This window comes from Streptococcus plurextorum DSM 22810 (assembly GCF_000423745.1).
Classification (GTDB): domain Bacteria; phylum Bacillota; class Bacilli; order Lactobacillales; family Streptococcaceae; genus Streptococcus; species Streptococcus plurextorum.
The window spans coordinates 177189-204014 of record NZ_AUIO01000003.1; the positions used below are offsets into that span (position 1 = coordinate 177189).

Consider the following 26826-nt stretch of genomic DNA (forward strand, 5'->3'; position numbering starts at 1 on the left):
TATACGCAAGAGGTCTATTTATGAAATTACAAACAGCAGTAAACTCCCTTTCTGGAACGATTCGTGTGCCAGGTGATAAGTCCATCAGCCACCGCTCGATTATGTTTGGAAGTCTGGCAAAAGGTGTGACAACCATTCATGATATTTTGCGTGGAGAAGATGTTTTATCAACCATGCAGGTTTTCCGTGATTTGGGTGTCACTATCGAAGACGATGGTCAGGTGGTCAAGGTTCACGGTGTTGGCTTTGATGGTCTAAAAGCACCGAAAAATCGCTTAGACATGGGGAATTCTGGAACTTCAATCCGTCTCATCTCAGGCGTTTTGGCTGGTCAGGACTTTGAAGCAGAGATGTTTGGTGACGATAGTTTATCAAAACGTCCGATGGACCGTGTCACCATTCCGCTATCGCAAATGGGGGTTACGATTTCTGGCCAGACCGATCGTGATTTACCACCCTTAAAGATTCGTGGTAGCAAGACGCTTAAGCCGATTACTTACCAACTGCCTGTAGCTTCTGCTCAAGTTAAGTCAGCTCTTATTTTTGCAGCTCTACAAGCCGATGGCGAATCTCTTATCATTGAAAAAGAAAAAACGCGTAATCATACCGAAGACATGATTGTCCAATTTGGAGGTCAGATTTCAGTCAATGACAAGGAAATCCGAATTTCGGGTGGTCAAGAGTTTACGGCACAAGAGGTTGTGGTACCAGGGGACATTTCCTCAGCAGCCTTCTGGTTAGTAGCTGGGCTGATTGTGCCAAATGCTAAGGTAGTTCTTGAAAATGTTGGTATCAATGAAACACGTACAGGAATCATTGATGTCATCAAAGCCATGAATGGTAAGATTAGCCTGTCAAACGTTGATGATATTGCCAAATCAGCAACCATCACAGTCGAGACTTCAGAGCTTGTCGGAACAGAGATTGCAGGGGATATTATTCCACGTCTCATTGATGAATTGCCTATTATTAGCCTATTAGCTACCCAAGCTAAGGGACAAACGGTGATTCGTGATGCTGAAGAATTGAAAGTCAAAGAAACTGACCGCATCCAAGTGGTAGCCGATGCTTTGAACGCTATGGGAGCAGCTATTAGGCCGACAGAGGATGGCATGATTATTCAAGGGAAAACAACTTTTCATGGTGCTACTATCAATACCTTTGGCGATCATCGCATTGGGATGATGGCAGCTATTGCTGGGCTCTTGGTTCAAGAAGGGGAGTTGATTCTTGAACGTGCTGAAGCTATTAACACTAGCTATCCAGACTTCTTTAACCACATGGAGGCATTGATCAATGGCTAAGGTTTTAATCGGATTTATGGGAGCTGGCAAAACAACGATTGCTAAGGAGCTCGACTCAAACTATGTGGATATGGATGCTGTTATCAGTGATCGTATTGGCATGTCTATTGCAGATTTTTTTGCTAAAGAAGGTGAGCCAGCTTTCCGCCAAATCGAGACAGACGTTTTAGCAGAACTGCTGATGACAAATCAAGTGATCTCAACAGGTGGAGGCGTTGTGGTAACAGAAGGCAACAGACGACTACTAGCAGACAATGAACAAACCATCTATTTGCGTGCAGATTTTGAGACGCTTTACAATCGTATTGCAGCAGATAAAGCTAATATTCGACCTCTTTTTGTCAATAACAGCAAAGAAGCTTTTCAGGCGATTTTTGAGCAACGTCAAGCTTGGTATGAGGAAGCGGCTACTCAGATTATTGATGTGGCTGGAAAAAGTCCGAAGCAAATTATTGAGGAAATCAAATGAAAGTTGCTTATTTAGGGCCTAGTGGCTCATTTACTCATAATGTTGCCCTCAAAGCCTTTCCTCAGGCAGAATTGCTAGCGTTTGAAACCATTACAGAAGTGTTGAAAGCCTATCAAGATAAACTGGTCAGCTATGCGATTGTGCCTGTAGAAAATTCTATCGAAGGTTCTGTTCATGAAACAACAGACTATCTCTTTCACCAGTCAGATATTAAAGCAGTCGTTGAAATCATCCAGCCTATTAAACAACAATTGATGACTGCTGGTGACAAGAAGCCTGAAAAAATTTTTTCTCACCCGCAGGCGATTGCGCAAGGGAAAAAATATATCGGTGACCATTACCCAGAGGTTAAGCTAGAGACAACGGGTTCGACAGCTTCTGCGGCTCGCTTTGTAGCAGAACATCCCGATCAACCGTTTGCTGCTATTGCTCCGGAAGCAGCAGCAACAGAGTATGGGCTAACGATTATTGCAAAGGATATACAGGAAATTGAAGAAAATTTCACTCGTTTTTGGGTGTTAGGGGCTAGTGTGCCAACCATTCAATTACCATCGCTGTCAGAAAAAATGTCCTTAGCTTTGACCTTGCCAGATAATCTGCCTGGAGCTCTCTATAAAGGACTGTCTGTTTTTGCGTGGCGAGGCATCGATTTGACGAAAATTGAAAGTCGTCCATTGAAAACCATGTTAGGAGAGTATTTCTTCATGGTTGATGTGGCTAATCAAGATAGGGAATTGGTAGGCTATGCCTTAGCAGAATTAAAAAGCTTAGGCATTCGCTATAAGGTTTTAGGGGAATACATCGTTCATACAATGGCTTAATCATGGGGAGGTACTATGGCAAATCGCCAATTAGAAAATCTAACGCATCATGAAGCTTTGCGCTATGATTATTTGTATAAAAATATCCATTTTTTAAACGATAAGGAAAGAGAAGAACTTGATTTTCTCATTGCAAAAGCAGAAGGTCATCTCCAGACAAGTGAGGATTTATCTCATTGGCAGGAGACGGATGAGGATGATTTGACGTTTCCTTCAGAACAAGAGTTATCAGGCTATTCTAGACGTGCAAGGACCAATCGCACTGATCAAAAAGCTAATCAGATAGATAGATTACCTGTTTACCCTAGCCCTAAGGAACAGAAATCAAAAGCAAAAGCTATTGTCGAGAAAAGGGAAAATGATCTACCCACTTTTGATAAGTTATCTAGGGATATCAAGGCAAAAAGGAAGAAGCGATTTAGCATCAAGCGTTTCTTTATTTGGTTGGGGCTAATCCTTCTTGCGACTTTAGTCGGTATGGTTCTAATGTTTTTCAAAGGGGTGCATGACGTCACTTCGGGCAATACAGCCTATGCTCCAGCTCAAGCAGAAGTGTTTAACGGTACGGATACATTAGACGGAACAAATATTTTGATACTTGGGAGTGACAAGCGTGTGACTCAGAACTTAGCAGATGCCAGAACCGATACCATTATGGTAATGAATGTGGGAAATTCATCTGGTAAGCCTAAGCTAGTCTCTTTTATGCGTGATACCTTAGTGAATATCCCTGGCTACAGTTCTGACAATACGATTACAGACTTGAAGTTGAACACTTCCTTTAATCTAGGAGAGCAAAATGGGGATCAAGGTGCAGAATTTGTTCGTCAAGTGCTCAAACATAATTTTGACATTGATATTAAATATTATGTTATGATTGACTTTGAAACATTTGCAGAGGCTATTGATACCCTGTTCCCTGAAGGGGTTGAAATTGATGCCCAATTTGAAACTGTCGATGGTCAAGTGGTGTCAGAAGTGGAAGTGCCAGATGATTTGGGCTATGCTCAAGGAGGAGCTATGTATCAGACCATCACTGCAGGCCTGCAACGGATGGATGGAAAGACCTTGCTAAACTATGCTCGCTTTCGCGGTGATGATACGGCGGACTTTGGTCGTGTCAAACGCCAACAACAGGTACTTTCGGCTATTATGAGTCAGGCTAAAAACCCAATTAAGCTGTTTACAGGCTCAGCAGCACTAGGCAAAGTTTATGCATTGACCTCCACTAATGTCTCCTATCCGCTACTCTTAAGTGAGGGCTTAGGGCTTTTCACAAAAGGCAGAGATAATATTGAGCAGATGACAGTCCCTCAGCAAGGAGACTGGGTCGATGCTTATGATGTGTATGGCGGTATGGGATTAGATATTGATCGCGATAAATATCAACAGCTTCTAGCTGAGATGGGACTCAGATAATGTGGTATAATAAGAGCAGGTCATCAGAGATTCAATAAATGGGTTTAACGGTATCGTTAGAACTCCATACAGTTATGAGAGGTATCATTGAGGTCAAGAACTTTTGACTTATCACATGATGCTAAAGTAATACGGTATAAGGGTCTAGGACGATTGTCCCAGACCCTTTTTGAATAGGAAAGGATTTTAAATGTTACGTAAAAATGATGTGATTACTGTCGAAATTGTAGATCTTAGCCACGAAGGAGCAGGGGTAGCTAAGGTCGATGGGTTGGTTTTCTTTGTAGAAAATGCTCTGCCTGGAGAGCGTGTCCAGATGCGTGTCCTTAAGGTTAATAAAAAAATAGGCTATGGCAAGGTTGAAGCCTATCTGTCATATTCTGATGACCGAAATCAAGATATGGACCTGGCTTATCTGCGTTCAGGTATTGCTGATTTAGGGCATTTGCGCTATGAGGCACAGCTTGATTTTAAAACTAAGCAGGTCAAAGACAGCCTTTATAAAATTGCAGGGCTAAGCGATTTGTCTGTTGCTCCGACACTTGGGATGGCAAATCCTCTTGCTTATCGCAATAAAGCTGCTGTCCCAGTAAGGAGGGTCAATGGGCAGTTGGAGACAGGTTTTTTCCGAAAACTTTCTCATGACCTGATTCCAATTGAGGATTTTTATATTCAAGATAAGGAAATTGACCGTTTGATTTTGGAGACTCGTGATCTTCTACGCCGTTTTGACATCAAGCCCTATGATGAAAAAGAGCAGACAGGTCTGATTCGCAATATTGTCGTCCGTCGTGGCCACTATTCTGGAGAGCTCATGTTGGTTTTGGTGACGACTCGTCCTAAGGTTTTTCGTATCGACCAGGTGATTGATTATTTGGTCAAAGACTTTCCAAACCTTGTCTCGGTCATTCAAAACATCAATGATCAGAATACCAATGCGATATTTGGCTCACAATTTGTGACCCTTTATGGGAAAGGCACGATTTCAGATACCATGTTGGGAAATAGCTATACTATTTCACCGCAGTCCTTTTATCAGGTCAATACGGAAATGGCGGAAAAACTATATCAAGTGGCTATTGACTTCTCAGAATTGACACCAGACAGCATGGTGATTGATGCTTATTCTGGTATTGGGACCATTGGACTTTCTTTTTCCAAAAGAGTCAAGCAAGTCTATGGTGTCGAAGTAGTGGCATCCGCTGTACAAGACGCTAGGGAAAATGCTAAACGAAACGGTATCGACAATGCGACCTATGTTTGCGCAAGCGCAGAAGAGGCTATGGCAGAGTGGGTCAAGCAGGGCATCAGACCAGATGTCATCTTAGTGGATCCTCCACGAAAAGGTTTGACAGAAAGTTTTATCACCTCTAGCGTCGCCATGCAGGCAAAAAAAATCACCTATATCTCCTGCAATGTCGCCACCATGGCGCGTGATGTCAAGCTATATGAAGAACTTGGCTACAAACTGACCAAGGTGCAACCAGTGGACCTCTTTCCACAAACACATCACGTGGAGACTGTTGCACTATTGTCCAAACTTGATGCTGAGCATCATATTAATCTTGAAATTGAAGAAAATGATATCGATTCGATTACTGTTAATAGAAATGCTACATATCCAGAAATCAAGGAATATGTATTTAATAAATTTGGTTTAAAAGTATCAAGTCTATATATTGCTCAAGTGAAGAGGAAGATGGGGCTTTCTGTACGTGAAAATTTTAATTTATCAAAAAAAGATAATAGTGAACAGAAAGTTCTTCTGTGTCCACCCGAAAAAGAAGAAGCCATCCTAGATGCTCTTCACTGGTTTGGAATGTTAAGTGAGTTTTAATAATAGATTATTACTTATAGGCAATAAGCAAGGATTTATTGTACTAATTTCCAGATTCATTGTTCATTAAAAAACGCATGAGTTAATTTATACAAACTCATGCGTTTTTGTCTAATTTTTGACATTATCAAGTTCAATTTTATTTTCAAATTATCCAATTTCGATATCCTCAGCTATTAGTGTTATAAAGTTAACATCTTGTCCACTGATGTTTTTTTTAGTTGAGATTGGAATTGCGTACGCATATACATAGTCTCCTTTTTTGAAAAAATTATCAGCTACACGCATTCTTCTGCTGAACTGTATGTTTACAATGTTTCCAGATGCATCTTTAATGCTGAGTACAATCCATTTCGAAGTGGTATTGTTTATTACTCGTGTAACCTCTCCTGCGACGAAAAACTTCGCAAAGTGCATTTGAGGTGCAAAACCAAAATGAAAATCTTCTTTTCTAAAGTATCTGGCCAACTCCGTCTTCTCAGGAGTAATGATGTCAGCGACATATCTTTGAGCTGGTTTACTACGGATATCGATGAAATTTTCTACATGTCCATAGACATGGATAGTAGTTCCTGTCTTCAATTCTAGGTGAAGTGCTATGTTTGAACAGTTAAAATGTAGATAGGTATGCTGTCTTCCGCCTCCATTGCGAATAAAAAGTTCGATGTCATAATTTGAACCGTTTGGGTTTAGATTGACGATCTTACCACGGGCGAAAATACGATTGCCGTCCTCAGGCTTGTTTTGTTTCGATGTATATTTGTTCATATTAATTTCCTCCTTTTACTCAATAATATACACAACAATAGATTGCCATATTTTCTATTTTATAAAAATCAGGAATCACAGAATATAGTTTGTCACGGTCACAGATAGGCGCCAATGTGATAGATTCAATACTGATACTGCCATTAGGGCTAGCCGATTATATGTGATTGGCATGCCTGAAGAGGTTGCTTTGTACTTATTTGAGCCTCGTAGTATATACGCATCATCTCGTAAATCGTGTACAAAGCCTATTCGATGATTCTTATAGACCTGGGGAGCTTCATGTTTTAATCGCTGATGTCCTTCCTCCCATCTTTTGATGAGAAGTGCTTTTAAAGAATTCTTAAAGGTAGGATTAGAATTGATTTTATCAAGATAAAAGAAATAGCTATCTCGCGAGTGTTGAGCTCGTAACGCGTGGAGGTTGATTTGGTTGTTCATTTCTTGAGGAGAGAAGACGGGTTCGTCATCCTTAATTCCTTCGAAGGTGCGCTTGACTACTGTCACGTCTTGCGGTAGGATGTACTGCAATTGTTTCTTTCCGCCTTTACCTCTCTTGACGTATACATAACAATTCCCATCCTCATCTAGTTTCATGTCTGAACCAGTAAGATTTTTTAGCTCATTTCGTCGAATGCCGACAACTTTTTGAAATTCCACAAGGCGTGAGAAGCGAGAGTCCAGTTCCTGTTTCTTCCCTTGCTCGTTGGACTCGCGTTGTCGTCCACGGACAATCTTATCGCTTGTTCTTTTCTGCTTGCGGATACGATTCAAATTGATGTCGACAGCTTTACAGATTGGGGCTAGATATGTGTGTATGGTTGCGGGAGTGTACTGTTTTGGATCATTTTTTAAATCGTCGTGATATCTTTGCAGGACTACCTCAGTGATATCCGAGATTTTTTTGATGTTATTTTCTTTTGCCCATTTTGCAAAACGTGTTGCTGAACGTTTATATGATGTGCGAGATGTATTATTTGTAACATCTTTTGTTGCTATTACAAAGATATCGTGTTTCAATGAATTTCTTTTTCTTGGCATTTTCTTTCTCCTTTCTTTGATACAATGCTTGTTATTGGTAAACTGCCTCCCACCCTTTTTAATAACGAGCTGGGTATGCTCTGAAAATACACGTGAGGCTGTCTATTAAGACTATCGTTTTAGAATCAGTTTCAGTGTTCACCGTCCCTTTTTCTTTGTATTTTCAAATGCCATTGATCTGGTTACTTCTTAAAACTAAAAAATACTATTAACTTTTACTAAACATTTTTTTTTGTACAAATTTCCTTGCTAAATGGTTATTCTGTACGTCGCTTCACTCCTTAGAATAACCATTTACGTACTTTCTTTTTTTTTTCAATTGCTTGTCAATGACAGCAAACAAATGAAATCAATATCGTACAAGATTGCTTTTTCACCGAGCCCAGTGTTCAATCATTGCCGATAACGTTTTTATCACCTCCATTTTTCAATTATTTTATAACTACATTATGACACTTTGGACGAAAGATAAAAAATTCAAGTTAACGTTAATTCATCTCGCTAATTGAACTGCAGTTTTTATAATTCTCGATAAATGTCATAATAGTACTAACTGATCAATAGAAAGTTTTTGAGGAGGTATATTATGTAAAAGGGAAAATTATAAATGTTATCGGCGATTTTAGTTTTTGTTTACAAGGAGGTAAATACAATGTTAGAAACACATGATTTAATCATTAAGCTGATTAAAAATTCAATTTATGATGCTGATAAAGCGGCTTTCTCGTTGGGAAAGGTCACGGATTTCGCGATTATTCCGGAAACATTCGATGATGATTATTACGGACTATTGCTTGAAGGTGGCGGGTGTGATATTTGTTTCAAGGTCTACTATGAAACTGAAGAGAAAGATTGCTTTGTTACGATGGATCTATATGATGAGCTTCATCCGTCAGTTCACTTCAGCTTTTCGTTTTCTAGTTGGGAAGATGATGTTTTAAAGTTTCAATCTGTATTAGAAATTGTATTGGACCACTATGCTTTTGGAAATTGGATTGGGTCTATGGCTGAGATTGAACAAAATGGTTTTGGAAAATTCATTGATATCAATAAGTCACACTAGGGAATAAAAGTTACGTGAGTTAAAGAAAAAAGGAGCGGTTGAAATGTGGTCATCACCGGCTCCTTTATTTTTAAATAGGAAATTAAATTCAGCATCAAATTCCTACATAGAAGCAAAAAATATGCTATAATACCAAAAATAAGTAAAGTTAACAAAAGTACAATAAACTAAGTAAAAGAACTAAGTAAATACGCAACGAGGGAGGTTAACCAATGCATAGTTGGTTGTTACCTAACTATGTAGTCGACATTGCTTGAGCTATTGAAATAGCTCCATTTACTAGAAAGAGGTGGACTTTTGTTTACAGACAAAGATAGATTATCAGAACGATCAAAGGAAGAAAGCGTCTATGAAATCGAATGGCAGCATGCTGCGGCCAACGATATTGACGCTTGTTTAACCCATTTGATCGTTTTTTTGCGTTCGTGGCTACTTGAAAATTCAATTTAAGAGCTTTCAATCATGTTCGACACTATTGCACAAGAATATAGAGAGTGCTTGCAAAATGAGAAAACTAAAGAGGAATGTTGGGAGACGACTATGGAAAAATTACAGAATACTAAAGATATTTCAAATGAAGAACGAGATTACATTAAAAATGAAACAACTGTCATTAAGTTTATGAATGAGCTTGAAAAAGCTCAAATTGCTAATATGAACACTGAAGAGCATTTATTAACAGTAAGAGATTTGGTAAAAATCGTTATTGATGAAACGAAAAAACATTTGAGCTTGATTTATCAATATGGATTTGAAGAAAATATTGATGAAACTTCTATTGCGATTGCAAAATCTCGGATTCGAGGATTTTGTAGTTCTGTATTTAATATATTATTAAAATTTCGAGATTATGAAATTAATAATGAAATTTCAGTTGCGATAAACGAATTAATTCAACTTCGGCGAACTTCAGAGGAGCAGATAGAGAATCTTTGGAAAGAAGAAATGAGGAAAAGAACGGAAAGAAATATGCAGAGTATGAAACAGAAAAAATATCAAAAGGAAATAAAAGACAATGTTTATCAAATTATGCATTCTATCAATACGTTACCAATTGCTGAATTGGAAAAAATGGTTGATTCAGCCGAGTTTCCATTTCAACATAATTTTATTAACGCAATGATTGACTACAGGAAGGAGCGGGATAAGCTTTATAATAGGTCACAGACACAGAGTAAGGAAGGCAAAAGTAAGAAGTGTATAGTTGAATTACTTATTGAAGCTACCGAAAAATATTACAATGATATTTACTATCAAGCAAAATCAAATAATGAGATTACGTCTAAAGATTTGTTATCAGAAATAGATAAAATTATTATATATGAGAAATCGATTCTTACAATTCTGCATCAACTGTTTTCAGAAGCTCATTTTGATGAATTTATACAATCTATACATACATTCGCGAATTTAAGATCTGATATTCAAAAAAAAATTATTAATTTTGGGGCCGAATTAGATGAAAATAAGAAAAAAAGCGACCTCGAGAGAAGTTGCTTTACATAGATTAGACTAATAAGTAATCCGTTATTTTTGAATCAATTTCTTTTAATGAATAATGAATTGCAAATTTACATCAATGAATCTTTTGAGCTATCTTAAAGTCAAAATAATTTGTTTTACAGCATTAATAACTTCGTTCCGCTTATTTGTCGGTATTTCAGACAGCAATACAATTAGATCGTCAATGTTTTCGTCTTTGCTTATCTGCATATCAAAAAATGTTTGAACGTCAACTTCTAAGGCATCGATGATTTTGTGCAACGTATTTATTGTGATGTTGCTTTCTTTAGTTTCAAGTTTATTGATGTAATTAAATCCCAATTCAGCTCTTGCTTCAAGTTCAGTCTGTGTCAATCCAGCTTGAAGTCGAAGTGTTTTGACTCTTTTTGCAATGTATTTTTGTAAATTGTTTATCATATCATTATCATACAAATAAATAATTCAAAAAAACTGACATATGTGACTTAAAAGCTAACAAAACTGTTGTATATGACTGATTTTGGTGTTAAAATAGTATAAAAGTTTGATTTGTTATCTGAGGAGTTTATATGAATAATAGATTTTTAGCCCAGTCTCATGGTTCTATCCGTAAGTTAAAGGCTTACGGTGCTGTCGGCGTCTTGTCTATCGGGATGATCACTGTCACTGGAAATACAACGGCCTACGCAGAAGAAAATGTCGCAGCACCTACAACTGAGGTTGTCACCAACGCCACTACGCCACAAGTAACGACAGCTCAAGTAGAAGAAGCGCAAGCCCAAGTAGATACTGCTCAGGCAACGCTTACACAGGCAACGAGCGCAGTAGCGACCGCTGAGCAAAGTGTTGCAACCGCTCAAGCAGAAGTAAACACAGCAACGGCTGAGGTTACAGCCCAACAAGCGCAAATCGTTCAAGCTCAAGAAACAGTAGCTACTAATCCATCAGTGGAGGAAGCTACCAATCAAGTTACAGCGGCTCAGGCTACTGTCGCAACAACACAAAACCAAATCACAGAGACCACTAACCAAGTCTCTACCCTCCAAAATGAGGTCGCTACCGCTCAAACTCAAGTAGACGCCGCAACTCAAACAGTCTCTAACGAAACCAAAGCGGTAGAGCAGGCGCAAGCCCAACTCAACCAAGACAATGCAGACCAAGCCGCTGCACAAACCGCAGTCACAACCGCTCAAACTCAAGTAGATACTGCTAAGGAAACGGTTGCTACAAAAGAAGCGGCAGTCACAACAGCGCAAGCTGATGTTAACACGGCAACCACCAAAGTCACAGAAGCGACCACAGCTCTCAACGCAGCTAAGGCGGCAGATGCCAAACGTCAAGCAGACATTACTGCAGCTCAAGGCGAAGTCACAACGGCGCAAGCAGGTGTCACCACTGCCCAGTCTAACCTCAATACAGCGAATACCAATCTCACAACGATTCAGAACAATATCACTACAGCGGAGACAAAAGTAGCCAATGCAGAAAAAGCTCTAAGCTCCATCTTCACCATCCAACTTTCTGAAGCTTATAAGACCAACCTAGTTAACTTCTACAAGTCCCGCTATGTCACTAAGGATAAGACAGAAGAAGCGCGAATTTGGCAAATTTTGGAGGCGGAGTCTCGTCGTTTGATGAGTGAGCGCATCGATAATAAAGAGTTGCGTAAGCTTCGTGAAGCGTTGAGTGCAATCGAATCAAATAATCGTGTAGTTGTGTCGGTTGATGAAAATGGTTTGAATGGGCTAACTGATGCGGATCGTTTGGAATTAGCACAATTCGCACAAACCACAATCAACGACCTCCGCAATCAATTCGGATTGACATCTAAGGCTCTTATCTCGACAGGTTCAATGAACATTGCGGACATGGTGGCAAAAGAATACCTTCGTGATGACTGGGATGCAACCAAAGGTCATGACCGTGACGCTATCTTGCGGGTGAAAAATGCAACGGGACAAGCATTGGATGAGGATTTTTCTCCTCAGTTAACAACGTTTAATGACAATTATACGATGACGGAAATCAAAGGGGTTGTTGCAACCTTCCTTACAAACATGATGTTGTTTGATTTCTCCCCATCGCAACATTTCGGACATGCCATCTCTCTATTGAACTTGGACTCTAAGTTCTTACAAGATGAGAAGCATGATCAATACTTCGGTTTGTCTGGCTACACAGGTTCTAAAAACTCAGGCTTCTTGTTGGAGTTCACAGACAAGGTGGTGACACCTCAAGTAGGTGGCACGGCTATCCCTAACCCAATCTCAAAAGAAACCTTAGAAGCAAACCTTGCCAAAGCCCAGTCTGACCTAGCAACAGCTCAATCCAAACTCGCTCCTGCACAACAAGCAGTGACAACAGCTACGAATAAATTGCAAGCAGCGCAGGGTACATTGAAGTTAGCCCAAGATGCACTAGCTAAAGCGAAGGCTGTCCCGGTTAAAACCCCTGCAGCACAAAAGGCTTTGGATGCTGCAAAAGCTAACCTAACAGCAGCGCAATCAAAATTAGCTACTGCTAAGACTGAACTTGCTGCTGCAAAAACAGACTTGACGAAGAAAGAGCAAGCCTTGGCAACGGCTCAAAACACCTTGCGTCTCGCAAACGCAGATGTAGCAACCAGCCAAGCCAACTTGACTACTCAACAGAACGACCTGAAAGCAGCGCAAACAGCTCTCACTCAGGCACAAAGCAACCTGTCAAGCAAACAATCTACCCTTACAGCAGCCCAAAACCGCTTAACGGACCTCAACAAAGCCTTGGTAGCAGCCAAAGCTCAAGTCACTGCTGCACAAGCAACTCTGAAAACAGTTCAAGGTTATGCGAATACTCTTGCAAAACTCCAAGCTGACTTGCAACCGCTCTTGACTACACAAAAAGAGGCTCAAGCAAAACTAGACAGTGCCAAAGCCAAGCTCAATACCCTCAACTTGGAGAAGCAAGTAGCGCGCGCCAACTACGACACAGCTCTTGCTAACCTTAAAACCCTCCAAGCTCAGTATGATGCCTATCAAGCCTACTTGACTGCCCAAGCGGAAGCAGAACGCCTAGAACGCGAACGTATTGAAGCAGAGCGCAAGGCAGAAGAAGCTCGTATAAAAGCTGAACAAGATGCTAAAGCGAAGGCAGAGGCGGAGCGTCTGGCGGCAGAAGCGAAGGCTAAAGCAGAAGCAGAGCGTCTAGCTAAAGAGGCTGCTGAAAAAGCTCGTCTGGAAGCAGAGAAAAAGGCTCAGGAGGAGGTAGCTCGTCTTGAGGCTGAGCGAATTGCTGAAGAACAGGCTCGTTTAGAGGCTGAGAAAAAAGCTCAAGAAGAAGCTGCTCGTTTAGAAGCTGAACGCTTAGCTGCAGAAAAAGCAAAACAGGAAGCTTTAGCTAAAGCTGAGGCTGAACGTCTTGCAAAAGAAAAGGCGGAAGCAGAGCGCTTGGAACGTGAACGTGTTGAAACAGAGAGGGAAGCTGAACGAAAACGCCAAGAGACAGAGGCAGCGAAGATTGAGAAAGACAAAGAAAATCAACCTCTCGAAACACCTGCTGAGGAGCCGTTGGTGACTGCTAGAGGGGAATCACTTTATCTTGAGTTACCTACGTTTGACATAAATGCCTTCGTCAAAGAATTGCAGAGTAAAGGTGTTCAACCAGAACAGATAGAGAAATCAGTAATCTCTGTACCGCCAACTTCTATAGTTGGACTAGCGGTACCTTCGAAACCCAAATCGGAAAAAGTAGTAGCACCTGGGGTTTATTCAGCAACTAGCGAAAACTCTACTGAGGAGGCAGTGATCTATAGTCGTTCAGAGAAGACTAAAATACTACCTGAGACAGGTTCAGAAAATAATTGTTTGCTATCGGTTGTAGGTGTGGGATTAGCAAGTTTAGGATTAGCGATTGTATATAGAAAAAAGTTAGGAGATATGTAATATGACAAAGCAAGAGTGGTTAGAAGCGTTTGAGACCATTAATGGTCGTCGCCCTTCCACACAGGAATTTCATAATGCAAAAATAAATGGCGAGTTTCTTGATGATACGAATGATTCATCGGATAAAACCTGTCCAAAATGCCAATTATTAAATACGACTGGAAGTCCATTTTGTTCTAATTGTGGTGCAAGAATGGATGGGACAGGAAGAGCTTCGATGGATACGGCTAATGATATCGTCGGTGGAATTGCCAATAAAATTAATTCTGTGACAGGTGGTGAGGGCGCAGTCGAGCTCCGAATGCGCGATTTATTTAGTGATGTTTTTAAGAAACACACTAGAGAAGAGGCTGAAAATCTTTTTGCATGTGGTTCAAAAGCAACTACTCCAAAACCAGAAGATATTTCACGTGAATGGCCAAAACCCTGGTACTTTGCACGAGTATTTGGTGTATTGCTATTATCCGCACTCATGCTGTATTTTATGTATGTGACTTTCAATAATTGGAATATGTTACCTGGATTAATGTTTGTAGCAGCCATGGCAGGCGCCATACCAATCTTATTTTTCTATTTCGAATGTAATTCTCCACGAAATATCGATATTATGACCGTCTTAGAAATTTTTTTGATTGGAGGCTTACTCTCCTTATTGGCAACGCTCGTACTCATACAAATCTTTCCAAGTGGAGTGGGGGATTTCTTCCCTTCAATGATGACGGGAGTCCTTGAAGAAGTTGGTAAGCTTGTCGCCACCGCGTATTTTGTTAATAAATTCACCGATAAAAGATATATTTTGAATGGTTTATTGATTGGTGGAGCGGTAGGAGCAGGTTTTGCAGTATTTGAAACGGCAGGTTATATTTTCAATAGTTCTTTGGTTAATTATGAATCAATTAACGGGACACTTCCTGTTTTTAATCCTGATCCGTCCTCTGCAGTTGGAACAGCCATTTTAAGAGGTCTTTTAGCATTTGGAGGTCATGTTGCATGGGCGGCAATTACTGGAGCTGGTCTTATGATGGTTCTCAAAAAACAAAATAGTTTTGATTGGTCAGCTTTGTTTACTGGCGAAAGTTTACGTTTTCTAGTTTTAGTAATTATTCTACATGGAATTTGGGATATGAATTTGACAAATTCCATTGGAGGTGAGTATATAAAATTAGCTACTCTTTGCTTATTAGCCGTCATAACCATAATGATTATCATCAACCGTGGGCTGAAAGAAATTAATGATTTAGGAAAAAACCTTCCAATTCCACTTGGTATAGAAAATACTAATGAAGTGTTATAGAGAGCAGAAGATTTATTATGGAGAATAAGAAAAATTACATCATCATCGCTATCCTACTATTACTAGCCATTTTTCTATTTAATAGGAAGCCATCTATTGAAGAGCAATTAGTGGGAACCTGGACAGGCAACCAAAATGGATTTTTTGTCTTTCATGAGGATGGAACCGGCGAGACTGATGGATATTATTTTAGTTGGACTGTATCTGAGGGAGTTATCTATATGGATCTTTGGCTAAATGGTGAAGAGGATGGTCAGATTGATGGGGTTATGCCTGTGACATCTGACAAACTAACACATCTCCAATTTGATTTGAGCGAAGAGCTCGGATGGAGTGGTGAGGAAGAAATATTTTTGAAAGTAGCTGATTAGGGAATAGCTATTTAATGAGAATGAAACGAAAAATGATTATTATTTTTAAAAAAGGAGACAACAAATGAAAAAGATGATACTGACTTTGCTTTTATGTGGAGCATTTTTAGCAGCATGTAGCAATAAACCGACAGATGGGGCGGCACCTTCAGTACCTGCTGAATCAAGTGAAAACATTGCGGAAACGAGTGCGGAAAATGGTACACAGACTGAAACAGATACAGAAACTGAAACAGATACAGAAACTGAGACCTATAAATTGGTTCCATACAATGAAGTTCACGAGTTTAAAAATGCTAAGGCATCTAAAGGTGTTCTGGATGATGAAGGGATTTATCGCTATGACTTTTTGAATGAGGACGATGCTGTCTATGACATGATGTCCTATGAGGAGGTAGAGGATATTTATCCCGTTCAAGAACAGGAAAAGATTGAGGTGACTTTGGGGACTAATTTTACAATTGATGATTATAATTTCAACTTAGATGGTTTGACCCCAAATATTCTTTACAAAAATGTTCTTCGTGAAGAGAAAGAGAGCATGTTTAAAGATATGTTAGAAAATGGAGGAAGTTCAGCCGGCTCCATTAGGTTACCTTCTCAGATTGGGGAGACATCAAAACCGATATCTATTAATTACACAATGCTGAACACCCAAAAAAGGGAAGTAAACAAGAATGATGCGAGAATAAAAGATATCAGCGTTGAACACTATGGAAAGATAATAAGTGGAACAAAAGAAAATCTTGGAGCTAGAGTTGCTTATGAGGGAATAAATTTGTTCATTACGAGAACTCAGTTTATCGAAAATGTGAAGATTAATAACCCTATTTTTCACGACGAGAATTTCTACTACGGCAAAGAATTTAACAAAGAATACAAAGATGTAAGTATTTCTTATTTTCTTGATGCAGGTAAGGACGGTGATATAGATACTGATTTTGACAATTCATTCGTAACATTTAAATTCGAAGATGAAATTTTAACTTCCATCGATCTTAAGTGTAAGGAATCCTATTTAAATTTAGAAGTAGAGTAGCGCATTTTTTGGGTATATGAAAAGGAACACCCGAAGTTTTGTACCAAGGGTGTTCCTTTATGCTCGTTCAAATTTAGCTATACAGCTATCTGTTTAGAACTGCCATGGCTTGTGCTGCTATAATATGGATAAGACTACATTAGGAGAGAAGCATGGAACATCAGTTAGATTATTGGCAATTTTCCGAAGAAAATCAATATCTGGATCGAAAATCAGCGTGCAAGAAACCATCCGAGTTACTTAAACATTTAATTGCCTTTGCCAATGCGGACGGCTGTCAGTTCGTTATTGGTATCGAAGATGAGAAACAGGATAATATTATCACTGGTTTCAAGGATGGCAGAGCTTACCCACTTGAGGATTTCAAAAAGATTGACCGTGAGATGCGAGAGACACCACTGGACTTATCTTTTGAGGAAATCCCTGTGGTCAATCATAAGGAAGAAGATGACCTGATTTTGTTTATTTCAGTAGCATTATCATCAAATCGAGTAATTGCTGCGCCAAATGACGAGGTTTATCTTCACACAAGATAGTTTGGGAAAACAATTCTCTGATTTAAGTACTTTAAATACAGACGAGCAAGCTATTGTTCATTATATGTACAATTTAGGGGATAAGATGACAACGGTTAAAGCAATTGGACTATCAGGAAGAAGTCGGAAGTTCATTGTAAAAACTATGAGGAATTTACAGGAATTGGGCATTGTTGACTGGTATGGTGCAAATAAAGATGATAGAAACCAGTACTATACTTTGGCTAGAAAATAGTCTCCCTTTTATGAAGTAGGACACAGTAGGATATAGAAGGATACATAGAAATAAAATAGTGTGAACTTTGGTAATCTCTAGCTCAATTTCTTTATTTTTTGGTAAAAGTTCACACTATTTTGATGGAATCTATTCAAACTTATTGAAATTTCGATTTCTGAAAATGTGGGAAAACGCTGATTTTATCATCTTTTGAAATCTAATGAAATGAAAAACTGTCAAACCAGGTCTTAAGAAAGCTCGTAAAGCTAGCCAGTTCTCAAAACGTTAATATACCGCGATATATCAACGTTTCAGAGCACTCAAGAGTTTACCTCATGGGTGCTTTTTTCGTGTTTTTTTGAAAAGTTCACCTCAAAATTTACCTTATTTTTACCTTATTGTTTCAGAGAGTTTAAGGCAAATTCTCCAACCGCCATAGGGATGACATTGGAGGTATTGACATAAATTTGAGTTGTAGTGGTATCGCTGTGGGTTAGAGCCTCTGAAATAGCTTCTAAGCTCATACCTGCTTGTTTAGCAAGTGTTGCACCAGTGTGCCGTAATTTATGAGGTGTAGCGTGTGTCAAATATGGGTGACGATTTTTAACTGTTCTCATCTTATTGTTAAGATAATCTGCGTGTAGGGGTTTATTTACGTTTCCTTTAGTATCTACATAGGAAAATACAAATTGCTCAGAGTTCGTAATGATACCAAACTTTGCAAGTTCACGCCTTTGTTGTTTTTTCCAACTAAGGAGAAGTTGAAGTAATTCAGCTGAAATAGCAAAGATTGTTTTCTTATTCCCTTTAGTTGCTTTCGTATCGCCATATCTGTCTAGTGCCTGGAGTAGCTGAATTTGAGATTTTTCAAAGTCAATGTGTTTCCATTGAAGAGCGTAGCTTTCGGATTTTCTATCTCCTAAGAAGAAGGTAAGATAGAAGAGTAAATAATCTTTGAGAGAAATTTTTTCATTAGCCAAATCCTCTTGGAAGGCTAAGAACCATTCCTGTAACTGCTCATGTGTTAGGTAGAGGTCTTCATCTCGCCTAGCTTCTGCCAACTGGATTTTCTTGGTTGCTTTGATACGACGCAAGGTTTTAGCGATTTTATTTGATTCTATATATTCTAATTCCTCTGCCCAATCAAATATGGAAATTACATAACTTCTCAAGGTCTTGAAATTAGCGTATTCATTAGCTTTAGCAGTCATCAAGTTTAGAATAACTTGCTTGTTCTGATTGAGAAATTGAATAGTGTAATTACCTAACATAGGTAAAATATGTTTTCTGAAACAATAGTTAAATTTTCTTGTCTGAATATCAAAGGGGAGGTCGTAAGCTCTACCGACATTTCCTTTACCAAATACTTTTTTGAACATTGGAGAAGAGGCTAAAATTAGACCAGAAGAGTTGTCAGCCCTACTCATGACACAAAGTGAAGTATGGAGAGGGTGAAGTCCTCTCTCAACACATTCGATGGATGCGTAGAAGGATTTCATATCAACAAAAGCAATATCGCTACGTGGTTCTTTTGAATAGTCGATATAGCCCATACTATTCACCTTGTTTTTAGTTTTGCTAGTTCATCGACCAATTCTGTCAGATGATCTGTTACGTCGAATTCTTTTTTTTCAAGAGATAAGATAATGCGGTCTTCCTTGAGGTAAATCATTTCTTTAACAAACTTTAACATCTCTACCCTCCAATCACCGGCATGAAGTGCCCTACAACCTTGCCAACAATTCTGATTTCATCTTCAGAGGGGATAAATTTCTCGGCAACATCTGGATTGATAGAAACCATTCTAAAGCCATCTTCTTCACGATAGAGTTTCTTGATGTAGAGAGCTCCATTCCAGTTTAATGCATAGACAGCCCCATCATAATCAAATCCAGTAGCTCGAATCAACGCAACCTCTCCGTCTTTATAAATAGGTTCCATAGAATTACCAGAAATCCATGTTGCTATATCGAATCCTGTATATTCATCTTCCGAATAGACAGTCTCAGTTTCAAATTCATCGTAGAGACCTTCACCTGGACCAGCAGATAATTGAACTTCAGAAAGCACCTGATAGGAGAACAGTGACACAACATTCTCAGCAATGGATTGAGATGCTAACAGTTGTTCAACATAATCCTCGGCAGCTAATTTATTTTCATATGTGAGTAGAAGATAGTTTTGAACGATAGTATATTCAGATTCAAAAAAAGATTCCTCTACGTCGAAAATATCAGCAAGTATTGAAAGATTTTTTTGATTTGGTTTGGTTTTTCCGCTTTCCCAGGCACTAAAAGACATGCGACTAATATTCAGTTTTCGTGCTATTTCAGCTTGTGAAAATCCTAATTCTGTTCTTTTTTCTTTTAATCGTTTGGGTGAGAACATTTCAGCCTCCTTGTAAGTTTAATAACTTATAACCAGTTTACAACAGATTTTTTATTTTGACAAGTGGAAATGTTAAAGTATAAAAGATTTTGTTCACCAATTTGTTCAACCTTTTAGAATCAAAAGCTACTGAGTAAGTGATAATATCTTGATTTTCCTAGATTTTTTTACTTATTTCGACTTATTTTAACTTAAAATTCTCTGCAGTGGAGATTAAATCAGTTTATTTTAATTCGGATTTTATTTTTTTATTTTATTGGCATAATATCTTTTGAAAATCATTATTGTATTGAATGAAGGGACATTAACGTTTTGTTGATGTCTTTTTTTGTTTATTACGATTTAAGAATTTCAATAATTTAATTGAAAAAAGGATAAAATTATGAATCAACTGAATGATATTTCACAACACAATGAAATTGCTATCGCAAAAATACTTAATGCACCAGGATTGAATAAAATTTTTTCAGTTAGTCAGAATTGTGTGCCAACTAAAGTCAATCCCATTTTAAAGAATGAAGCACTTTTTGATTTAAATGATTGTTCATTATTTATTGAAAATTACTCAACGAAATGTTCTTTAAAACTTCGTGTTTTTAAAATGCTTGATTTTTTAGTTAAATGTCTCTCGGACATAAATGAATATAAAAAAAATGAAAATGAGAAAATTGAAACGGTTATTCAATTTAGCTTGGATGAATATGCTTATCTGCTAGGGAAAACAAAAATAAAAAATGATTCAACAAGAAAAAACGTCAGAAGATTAATTAATGAGGCTTTGGAAATAATCTATAGTATTTCAATTGAATCTTCAGAAAAACGAAGTGGAAATAAAGTGAATTTTAAAAAGATGCGTATTTGTCAAATGTACGAATGCAAAAATAGTATTTATACATTCGTATTTACTGAGTCGTTTGCAAGATATTTGTTATCTAGTTACGTCATGAGTTTTCCAATTTCATTGTTTAGGCTTGACGAACGTAATTCGAACGCTTATTCCCTTGGAAGAAAATTAGCACTTCATCAAAGTATAAATAACAATAGAAAGAAAGGGACGAATAAAATAATATCGGTAAAAAGTTTATTACAAACTGCACCAGATATTCCATCGATCGAGACAGTTCGTGCTAAAAATGGTTCGTGGACAGAGAGAATTGAAGAAAAACTCGTAAAATCTTTAGATATATTAGTAGAAAATGGTGTACTTGAATTTTGGAATTATTGTAACTCGAAAGGTGTTGAACTTTCTGATGAACAGCTTAATGAGTTTGGACATTACTTTATATTTGAAAATTTAAAGATTGAATTTTCAGTAAAAGGGATTTAACAATGTATTTAAAATGAAAAATTTGGGGTATGTTTAGTGAGGTGCTGGGGTATATATAGCGAGGTAGAGGGGTATATATGATGAGGTGAAAAATTTTTAATCGGTTGATTTCAAAGGCTTTTTTCGTGTACAAATTATTCAATACTAATAAAACTAATAATGCGGCATTATCACCAAATTTGAAATTTGGTGAAATGCTAAAATGTTCCCGTAAAAAGAAAAAGTCGACTTTCTTTTTTACAGGAATGATTTAGAAAGGTAATAAAAATGTCAATTGATCAAATTAAATCTCAACTGCGAGATTATGTAGATGAAATTACTGTACATAGTAAAAAAGGTGATAGAGAAAGCTATATCTGTCCATTATGCGGAAGCGGAAATGGTAAGAACAAATCAGGTGCATTTTTTATTTCGAAAGAAGGACTGAGATGGAAATGTTTTGCATGCGATAAATCGGGCGATATACTCGATCTTATCGGTTACGTAGAAGGAATTGATGAATTCACCAGTCAATTGAATCGAGCAAAAGAAATGTTTAATATTTCGGCCGATTTTTATTCTAATAATTTAGATCCAATTATTTTTCAACAAAAGAATCAAATTGGAGAAAAGATGGAAAATACTGAGAAACAAGATTATACATCTTTCTTTAAGGAAGTTCATGCTAATTTACATAAAACAAATTATGCGTACCAAAGAGGATTAAGTGATGATATACTTAGAAAATTTATGATTGGATATGTCGAAAATTGGAAGCATCCGAATGCGCCAGAAAATATTTCGGGAAGTCCTCGTTTAATCATTCCAATTACGAAAGATAGTTATTTTGCTCGTGATACACGAGATGTTATTCCAGATTTTCAACAAAAGTATGCAAAAACTAAAGTGGGTGGATCTAACATCTTTAATGCTAAAGCAATAAAAAGTAATTTGAATCAACCAATCTTCGTTGTTGAAGGAGAAATAGATGCTTTAAGTGTCATGGAAGTTGGAGCTGTTGCTGTTGGTTTGGGGAGTACAAGCAATATTCAAAAGTTTATTGATTTAGTATCCGATAATGAGCTTAAATGCCCATTACTCCTTGCATTTGATAGTGATATTGCAGGAAAAAATGCTCAAGAAAAATTAGCAAAAAAATTAAAAGAAAAAAATATTTCGTTTAAGTTCGCCCGTTTGGTTGATGGAGATATCAAAGATCCGAATGCAATGCTAATGAAAGACAGAGAGACTTTTTCAAAACTTGTTGCAAAAGCACTAGAAAATTCAAAATCAGAAAAAGAAAAATATTTAAATCTCTCTGCGGGAAAAAATTTACAAAACTTTGTTGATGGAATTACTGATAATGTAAATACACCATATATTCCAACAAAGTTTAAAGGATTGGACGAACTTCTTGATGGTGGGCTTTATGAAGGACTGTATATTGTTGGTGCAATTTCATCTCTTGGCAAAACAACTCTTGTAACTCAAATCGCAGATCAAATCGCAGAGCAAGGATATGATGTACTAATAATAAGCTTAGAAATGGCAAGAAATGAGATTATTGCTAAAAGCATTAGTAGAAATACAATAGTTGAAGTAATCAAAAATGGTGGTAATACAAGAAATGCAAAAACTGTCCGAGGAATAACGACAGGACGAAAATATCCAAACTATAACGAGACAGAGTTAGAACTAATAAAAACAGCGATAAACAGTTATGGTAACTTTGCTGATCATATTTTTATTGTTGAGGGGATTGGCAACATCGGTGTGAAAGAAGTACGGACAATGGTTGAAAAGCATATTCAATATACGGGAAACACGCCAATTCTAATAATTGATTATTTACAGATTCTAGCACCTTTTAATGATCGCGCAACAGATAAACAGAATACAGATAAAGCCGTATTGGAATTGAAACGCATTAGTCGCGATTTTAAAATGCCTGTCATAGGTATATCTAGTTTTAATCGAGATAATTATAATAACCCAGTTGGTATGCAGTCATTCAAAGAAAGCGGTGCGATAGAATATTCAAGCGATGTACTAATTGGATTACAGTTTAAAGGTGTTGGAGAAAGTGGATTTGATGCAAATGAAGCAAAAGCTAGAAATCCACGCGAAGTTGAATTAGTAATTCTCAAGAATCGGAATGGACAAACTGGTACAAAACTAGAATTGGATTTTTACGCAATGTTTAATTACTTCGATGAAAGGAACAAATAATGGTTGATTTTACAAAGCTAAATAAAATATCGAAAAATGAGACTACGAAAACTAAAAATGGAAACGATACAATTCTCTTACAGAAGATAGATTCTTACAGTCCTCTACAACACAAAGTAGACTTAAATCAAAAAAAAGATGATTTTTATAGAAAAATTCATGAGGAATCACGAGCAATTAGAGTCGAAGTACAATCATATATGTCAATTATAATGAAAATGATTGACGAAGAGATTCCAATCAGTAGGATATTGGCAGAGGTATATTTCAAATTAATGAATTTATCAAAAAATCCGATGGAAACGAGGGAGAGGCTGAAGTATCTAGCACATGAGAAAAATAATGAGATTGCAAGAATTGTACTGTTTGAACTCGTTACCATACTACTAAATAATATGAAAGAGGCGTATATACAAAAACAGTCAGATGATGTTGGTGAAAAAATGCGTCGAGAAAATGCAATGAAAAGGCACGAAGAATTACTAATTCAACTGTCTGATAAAAAATAATTAAACTTAAGCACTGAGGGAGGTACGAATGTCTTTAGCAATTCTAAAAATATTAAACAAAGTTTTTCCAACTACCTCCCCGACTTCGGGAGGTCTTGAATGGATGAGTTAGCAAGATTTATCGAAGAAATGCTTGAAAAATATGGTAATAAAATAGAAGAAGTGGACGCAAGTGAAAAATTGAGTATTGAAGAATAAAAGTATATAATACTTAAAGAACGTGAAATTGTGTCCAAACTTTTTAGGAGGAAACAAATGATAAAAAAGAGAGCGTATATCTATACCCGTGTTTCAACAGGTATGCAAGTTGAAGGTTATTCACTTGCTGCACAAGAAGAAAGAATAAAACAATACGCAAATGCATTCAATATTGAAATTGTTCAAACTTATCAAGATGCTGGAAGGTCAGGAAAATCAATTTTAGGTCGAGAACAATTTTTAGAGATGTTGAATAATATAGAATCAGAAAGAGATAACATTGATTGTGTCATAGTTTTTAAGCTGTCTCGTTTTGGAAGAAATTCAGCTGATACGTTGAAATCACTTGAAATCATGGAAAACCATAATGTTCATCTTATATGTGTAGATGATGGTTTAGATAGTTCGAAGGATGCCGGTAAATTAGTTATTACAATACTATCAGCAGTAGCAGAGATGGAGCGAGAAAATATTCTAGCTCAGACGATGGCAGGGAGAAAGCAAAAAGCTCGTGAAGGTAAATGGAATGGCGGTTTTGCACCAATGGGGTATTCGATTTCGCAAGGAGTTTTGCAAATCAATGAAGAAGAAGCGGAATTAATCAAAATGATTTTTGATTTGTATGCTAATACTGATATGGGTTCAAATAAGGTAGCTCAGCATTTAGTACATTTAGGAGTTACTAAACCAATCCGACAAAATGGAAAAACACCGTATTTTTCAGCAAATGTTATTCGAAATATTTTAAAAAATCCAGTTTATAACGGTAAAATTGCATTTGGTAGAAGAAAATCAAAATTCGACTCTAAAACTAATAAAATCAGAATAGTACCTTCAGATAGTTACATGGTTGTTGAAGGTCAGCATGAAGCACTAGTAGACGATGCTCTATGGGAAAAAACTCAAGCAAAATTGAAGGCACAAAGTAAAAAATACGAAAAAGTAAATAGACCAAAGGGTGAACACATTTATTTACTGTCTGGTATTGTAAAGTGTCCATATTGTGAAGCTAGTCTTTATGGAAATATTTCAAAAAAGAAGAATAGAAACAAAGATGGGGAATATTACAAACACTATTTCTATTATTCTTGTAAACATAGAAAAATGATGGATGGACATAAGTGTACATTTACAAAACAGATAAAAATGGAAGCGTTAGATCGGGAAGTATTGACAATAATAAGTAAAATTGTTAGCGAGCCATCATTTGCGAAAAAACTCCAAGAAAAGATAAATATACAAATTGATACTGAAGAAATTGATAAAATATTGGAGCAATATGAAACCCAGCTACGTAAATACCTTTCAACAAAACTATCATTGATGAGACAGATTGACAATCTTGATTATGAAGATCGTCATTATAATCAGAAATTCCAGGATTTAAATGAACGCTTGGATAGTATATATGACATGATTGAAGAAGTTGAAAGTTTAATTGAAGAGAATAAAGAAAGGAAGGAAGTAATACAAAGAGAAAAAATGACTGCTGAAAATGTGTATAGCATCTTATTAAAGTTTGAAACTCTATTAGCAGTAATGGAGGATATCGACAAGAAACGATTTTGTCAATTACTAATTGAGAAAGTTGAGATTCGAGATGAGAAAAATGATAGTGGAAGATGGGTAAAATCTATAATATTCAAACTTCCTATTATTGAAAAAGATTTGGAAATTAGTTTGGACAATAACGAGCACGTGGAGTGTGTAGTGTTGCTACAACGAAGCAACGGGTAAAAATCCTTTATTTTAAGCACTTTTTCAAGCATTTTGTCTTTATTGAAAAGAGTGATTTTGACATAAAAAAGGTGCAAAAAAAGTCCATTGATGTGAACGTCTGTTTGGATGTCGACTGCGTAGACAAAAAATAGATACGTCATAAAATATAATAGTTCAGCGAGAATATGTTAATCATTGTTCTCGCTTTTTTACATTTAGAGAGGAATTATGCAAGGAATAAAGCTGGGCGATTTTAGAGTGTGAATGAGAGGTGAGTTACTTTTGTCATATTTAGAGAATAATACCTCAAATTATAAATGGAAAAATATATGAAAATAATTTGTTTTCAAACAAAAATATATTATAATAACGTTATAACATGTTGTTGAGTTGATTAATTTAAAATCACTGAGCACTCATTATAAGGTGCTTCGTCTCTAATATTTATCGTGAAAAACTATTTTGTGATTTATATTTGGTTATGTTTTTGATATGGTGAAAGAGCAAACTGATTTATAGTTAGTTTTTATTTTATAAAAACAAAAAAAGCACCGAATCGGTGCACAAAATTGGGGCTCTATAATTTCTGTAGTGGGTAACTCCCCCTTCTGATATTATAGGGCTTTTTGACTGTATGAAAAAAGTCCTATATGACTTATAATGAAAAGCGACCAAACCATCATTAGAAAGACTCATATGGAACTTCTTAAGGATACCACAGATTTAATCGGATTAAAAGACAAAAATATTAAAATCCTTCTCGTTGTACACCTTCACACCCACATCGAAATACGGGCAAAGTTGGACTATCAAGCGCCTGACTGCCCTCATTGTCAGGGAAAAATGATGAAATACGATTTTCAGAAAGCTTCAACTATCCCACTCCTTGATATCCA

General features: G+C 37.1%; 21 protein-coding genes and 2 pseudogenes. 17 read left to right on the forward strand and 6 right to left on the reverse strand.

Annotated features, from left to right (window positions below; all coding sequences use genetic code 11):
- Nucleotides 1–20 precede the first annotated feature (20 nt).
- From aroA to rlmD, 5 genes are all read left to right on the forward strand, one after another.
- Nucleotides 21–1304, forward strand: a complete 1284-nt coding sequence (gene aroA, locus G575_RS0103950) for a 3-phosphoshikimate 1-carboxyvinyltransferase (protein WP_027971565.1) — start codon at nt 21–23, stop codon at nt 1302–1304.
- Nucleotides 1297–1773, forward strand: a complete 477-nt coding sequence (locus tag G575_RS0103955; protein ID WP_027971566.1) for a shikimate kinase — start codon at nt 1297–1299, stop codon at nt 1771–1773. Before aroA ends, G575_RS0103955 begins: the two co-directional genes overlap by 8 nt.
- Entirely contained in the window at nt 1770–2594 is an 825-nt protein-coding gene (pheA, locus tag G575_RS0103960) for a prephenate dehydratase (protein WP_027971567.1), read from the forward strand. Before G575_RS0103955 ends, pheA begins: the two co-directional genes overlap by 4 nt.
- Nucleotides 2595–2609: 15 nt before the next feature.
- The gene (locus tag G575_RS0103965; protein ID WP_027971568.1) at nt 2610–4013 is read left to right on the forward strand and encodes an LCP family protein; all 1404 of its coding nucleotides are present in this window, start codon (nt 2610–2612) and stop codon (nt 4011–4013) included.
- A 190-nt stretch (nt 4014–4203) separates the two neighbouring features.
- Entirely contained in the window at nt 4204–5850 is a 1647-nt protein-coding gene (gene rlmD, locus G575_RS0103970) for a 23S rRNA (uracil(1939)-C(5))-methyltransferase RlmD (protein ID WP_027971569.1), read from the forward strand.
- Nucleotides 5851–6000: 150 nt separating this feature from the next.
- Here the strand turns inward: rlmD and G575_RS0103975 are convergent, their stop codons facing one another.
- The gene (locus G575_RS0103975; RefSeq protein WP_027971570.1) at nt 6001–6618 is read right to left on the reverse strand and encodes a hypothetical protein; all 618 of its coding nucleotides are present in this window, start codon (nt 6616–6618) and stop codon (nt 6001–6003) included.
- A 75-nt stretch (nt 6619–6693) separates the two neighbouring features.
- Nucleotides 6694–7659, reverse strand: coding sequence for a site-specific integrase (locus G575_RS0103980; protein ID WP_027971571.1), 966 nt, complete (start codon nt 7657–7659; stop codon nt 6694–6696).
- 652 nt (nt 7660–8311) lie between these two features.
- On the opposite strand from G575_RS0103980, the gene G575_RS0103985 reads away from it, so the two are divergent.
- Both G575_RS0103985 and G575_RS0103995 read left to right on the forward strand, forming a co-directional pair.
- The gene (locus G575_RS0103985; protein WP_027971572.1) at nt 8312–8722 is read left to right on the forward strand and encodes a hypothetical protein; all 411 of its coding nucleotides are present in this window, start codon (nt 8312–8314) and stop codon (nt 8720–8722) included.
- 540 nt (nt 8723–9262) lie between these two features.
- Complete coding sequence (locus tag G575_RS0103995) at nt 9263–10228, forward strand: hypothetical protein (protein ID WP_156874717.1); 966 nt, start codon at nt 9263–9265, stop codon at nt 10226–10228.
- Nucleotides 10229–10315: 87 nt separating this feature from the next.
- Here G575_RS0103995 and G575_RS0104000 read toward each other — a convergent pair whose 3' ends face one another.
- Entirely contained in the window at nt 10316–10642 is a 327-nt protein-coding gene (locus G575_RS0104000) for a helix-turn-helix domain-containing protein (protein WP_037622608.1), read from the reverse strand.
- 131 nt (nt 10643–10773) lie between these two features.
- On the opposite strand from G575_RS0104000, the gene G575_RS11630 reads away from it, so the two are divergent.
- The 5 genes and pseudogenes from G575_RS11630 (at nt 10774) to G575_RS11875 (ending at nt 17599) form a co-directional block, all read left to right on the forward strand.
- A complete protein-coding gene (locus G575_RS11630) occupies nt 10774–14124 on the forward strand; it encodes an SEC10/PgrA surface exclusion domain-containing protein (RefSeq protein WP_027971575.1) in 3351 nt (1116 codons plus the stop codon).
- Nucleotide 14125: 1 nt separating this feature from the next.
- Nucleotides 14126–15418, forward strand: coding sequence for a PrsW family glutamic-type intramembrane protease (locus G575_RS11095; RefSeq protein WP_051176908.1), 1293 nt, complete (start codon nt 14126–14128; stop codon nt 15416–15418).
- A 17-nt stretch (nt 15419–15435) separates the two neighbouring features.
- Nucleotides 15436–15789, forward strand: coding sequence for a hypothetical protein (locus tag G575_RS0104015; protein ID WP_027971576.1), 354 nt, complete (start codon nt 15436–15438; stop codon nt 15787–15789).
- A 64-nt stretch (nt 15790–15853) separates the two neighbouring features.
- The gene (locus G575_RS0104020; protein ID WP_027971577.1) at nt 15854–16828 is read left to right on the forward strand and encodes a hypothetical protein; all 975 of its coding nucleotides are present in this window, start codon (nt 15854–15856) and stop codon (nt 16826–16828) included.
- A 152-nt stretch (nt 16829–16980) separates the two neighbouring features.
- A pseudogene (locus G575_RS11875) lies at nt 16981–17599 on the forward strand (AlbA family DNA-binding domain-containing protein).
- 377 nt (nt 17600–17976) lie between these two features.
- Here G575_RS11875 and G575_RS11105 read toward each other — a convergent pair.
- From G575_RS11105 to G575_RS0104045, 3 genes are read right to left on the reverse strand one after another with little or no spacing between them, the layout of a single operon-like run.
- Nucleotides 17977–19134 carry a site-specific integrase gene (locus G575_RS11105; protein ID WP_342664495.1) on the reverse strand — a complete coding sequence of 386 codons (1158 nt, stop codon included), beginning with the start codon at nt 19132–19134 and terminating at the stop codon, nt 17977–17979.
- A 5-nt stretch (nt 19135–19139) separates the two neighbouring features.
- Entirely contained in the window at nt 19140–19274 is a 135-nt protein-coding gene (locus G575_RS12580; RefSeq protein ID WP_281168246.1) for a hypothetical protein, read from the reverse strand.
- Nucleotides 19275–19276: 2 nt separating this feature from the next.
- A complete protein-coding gene (locus G575_RS0104045) occupies nt 19277–19969 on the reverse strand; it encodes a LexA family transcriptional regulator (protein WP_027971578.1) in 693 nt (230 codons plus the stop codon).
- A gap of 382 nt (nt 19970–20351) precedes the next feature.
- Here G575_RS0104045 and G575_RS0104050 point away from each other — a divergent pair, with 382 nt between their 5' ends.
- The 5 genes and pseudogenes from G575_RS0104050 to G575_RS0104075 all read left to right on the forward strand — a co-directional run.
- Nucleotides 20352–21296 (forward strand): hypothetical protein, encoded by a 945-nt coding sequence (locus G575_RS0104050; RefSeq protein ID WP_051176910.1) that lies wholly within the window; start codon nt 20352–20354, stop codon nt 21294–21296.
- A 267-nt stretch (nt 21297–21563) separates the two neighbouring features.
- On the forward strand, nt 21564–23504 hold the full coding sequence (locus G575_RS0104055; protein WP_027971580.1) for a DnaB-like helicase C-terminal domain-containing protein: 1941 nt from the start codon (nt 21564–21566) through the stop codon (nt 23502–23504).
- Nucleotides 23504–24013 (forward strand): hypothetical protein, encoded by a 510-nt coding sequence (locus tag G575_RS0104060; RefSeq protein ID WP_027971581.1) that lies wholly within the window; start codon nt 23504–23506, stop codon nt 24011–24013. The genes G575_RS0104055 and G575_RS0104060 overlap by 1 nt, the downstream gene beginning before the upstream one ends.
- Before the next feature lie 255 nt (nt 24014–24268).
- Nucleotides 24269–25948: a recombinase family protein gene (locus G575_RS0104070; RefSeq protein WP_027971582.1), complete on the forward strand. Its 1680-nt coding sequence runs from the start codon at nt 24269–24271 to the stop codon at nt 25946–25948.
- A gap of 678 nt (nt 25949–26626) precedes the next feature.
- Nucleotides 26627–26826 (forward strand): annotated as a pseudogene (locus G575_RS0104075) (ISL3 family transposase); the annotation flags it as partial.

Excerpts from the sequence above, each read along its gene's own strand:
- aroA (WP_027971565.1), top strand. The coding sequence starts at position 21 with ATGAAATTACAAACAGCAGTAAACTCCCTTTCTGGAACGATTCGTGTG.
- G575_RS0103955 (WP_027971566.1), top strand. The coding sequence starts at position 1,297 with ATGGCTAAGGTTTTAATCGGATTTATGGGAGCTGGCAAAACAACGATT.
- pheA (WP_027971567.1), top strand. The coding sequence starts at position 1,770 with ATGAAAGTTGCTTATTTAGGGCCTAGTGGCTCATTTACTCATAATGTT.
- G575_RS0103965 (WP_027971568.1), top strand. The coding sequence starts at position 2,610 with ATGGCAAATCGCCAATTAGAAAATCTAACGCATCATGAAGCTTTGCGC.
- rlmD (WP_027971569.1), top strand. The coding sequence starts at position 4,204 with ATGTTACGTAAAAATGATGTGATTACTGTCGAAATTGTAGATCTTAGC.
- G575_RS0103975 (WP_027971570.1), bottom strand. The coding sequence starts at position 6,618 with ATGAACAAATATACATCGAAACAAAACAAGCCTGAGGACGGCAATCGT.
- G575_RS0103980 (WP_027971571.1), bottom strand. The coding sequence starts at position 7,659 with ATGCCAAGAAAAAGAAATTCATTGAAACACGATATCTTTGTAATAGCA.
- G575_RS0103985 (WP_027971572.1), top strand. The coding sequence starts at position 8,312 with ATGTTAGAAACACATGATTTAATCATTAAGCTGATTAAAAATTCAATT.
- G575_RS0103995 (WP_156874717.1), top strand. The coding sequence starts at position 9,263 with ATGGAAAAATTACAGAATACTAAAGATATTTCAAATGAAGAACGAGAT.
- G575_RS0104000 (WP_037622608.1), bottom strand. The coding sequence starts at position 10,642 with ATGATAAACAATTTACAAAAATACATTGCAAAAAGAGTCAAAACACTT.
- G575_RS11630 (WP_027971575.1), top strand. The coding sequence starts at position 10,774 with ATGAATAATAGATTTTTAGCCCAGTCTCATGGTTCTATCCGTAAGTTA.
- G575_RS11095 (WP_051176908.1), top strand. The coding sequence starts at position 14,126 with ATGACAAAGCAAGAGTGGTTAGAAGCGTTTGAGACCATTAATGGTCGT.
- G575_RS0104015 (WP_027971576.1), top strand. The coding sequence starts at position 15,436 with ATGGAGAATAAGAAAAATTACATCATCATCGCTATCCTACTATTACTA.
- G575_RS0104020 (WP_027971577.1), top strand. The coding sequence starts at position 15,854 with ATGAAAAAGATGATACTGACTTTGCTTTTATGTGGAGCATTTTTAGCA.
- G575_RS11105 (WP_342664495.1), bottom strand. The coding sequence starts at position 19,134 with ATGGGCTATATCGACTATTCAAAAGAACCACGTAGCGATATTGCTTTT.
- G575_RS12580 (WP_281168246.1), bottom strand. The coding sequence starts at position 19,274 with ATGTTAAAGTTTGTTAAAGAAATGATTTACCTCAAGGAAGACCGCATT.
- G575_RS0104045 (WP_027971578.1), bottom strand. The coding sequence starts at position 19,969 with ATGTTCTCACCCAAACGATTAAAAGAAAAAAGAACAGAATTAGGATTT.
- G575_RS0104050 (WP_051176910.1), top strand. The coding sequence starts at position 20,352 with ATGAATCAACTGAATGATATTTCACAACACAATGAAATTGCTATCGCA.
- G575_RS0104055 (WP_027971580.1), top strand. The coding sequence starts at position 21,564 with ATGTCAATTGATCAAATTAAATCTCAACTGCGAGATTATGTAGATGAA.
- G575_RS0104060 (WP_027971581.1), top strand. The coding sequence starts at position 23,504 with ATGGTTGATTTTACAAAGCTAAATAAAATATCGAAAAATGAGACTACG.
- G575_RS0104070 (WP_027971582.1), top strand. The coding sequence starts at position 24,269 with ATGATAAAAAAGAGAGCGTATATCTATACCCGTGTTTCAACAGGTATG.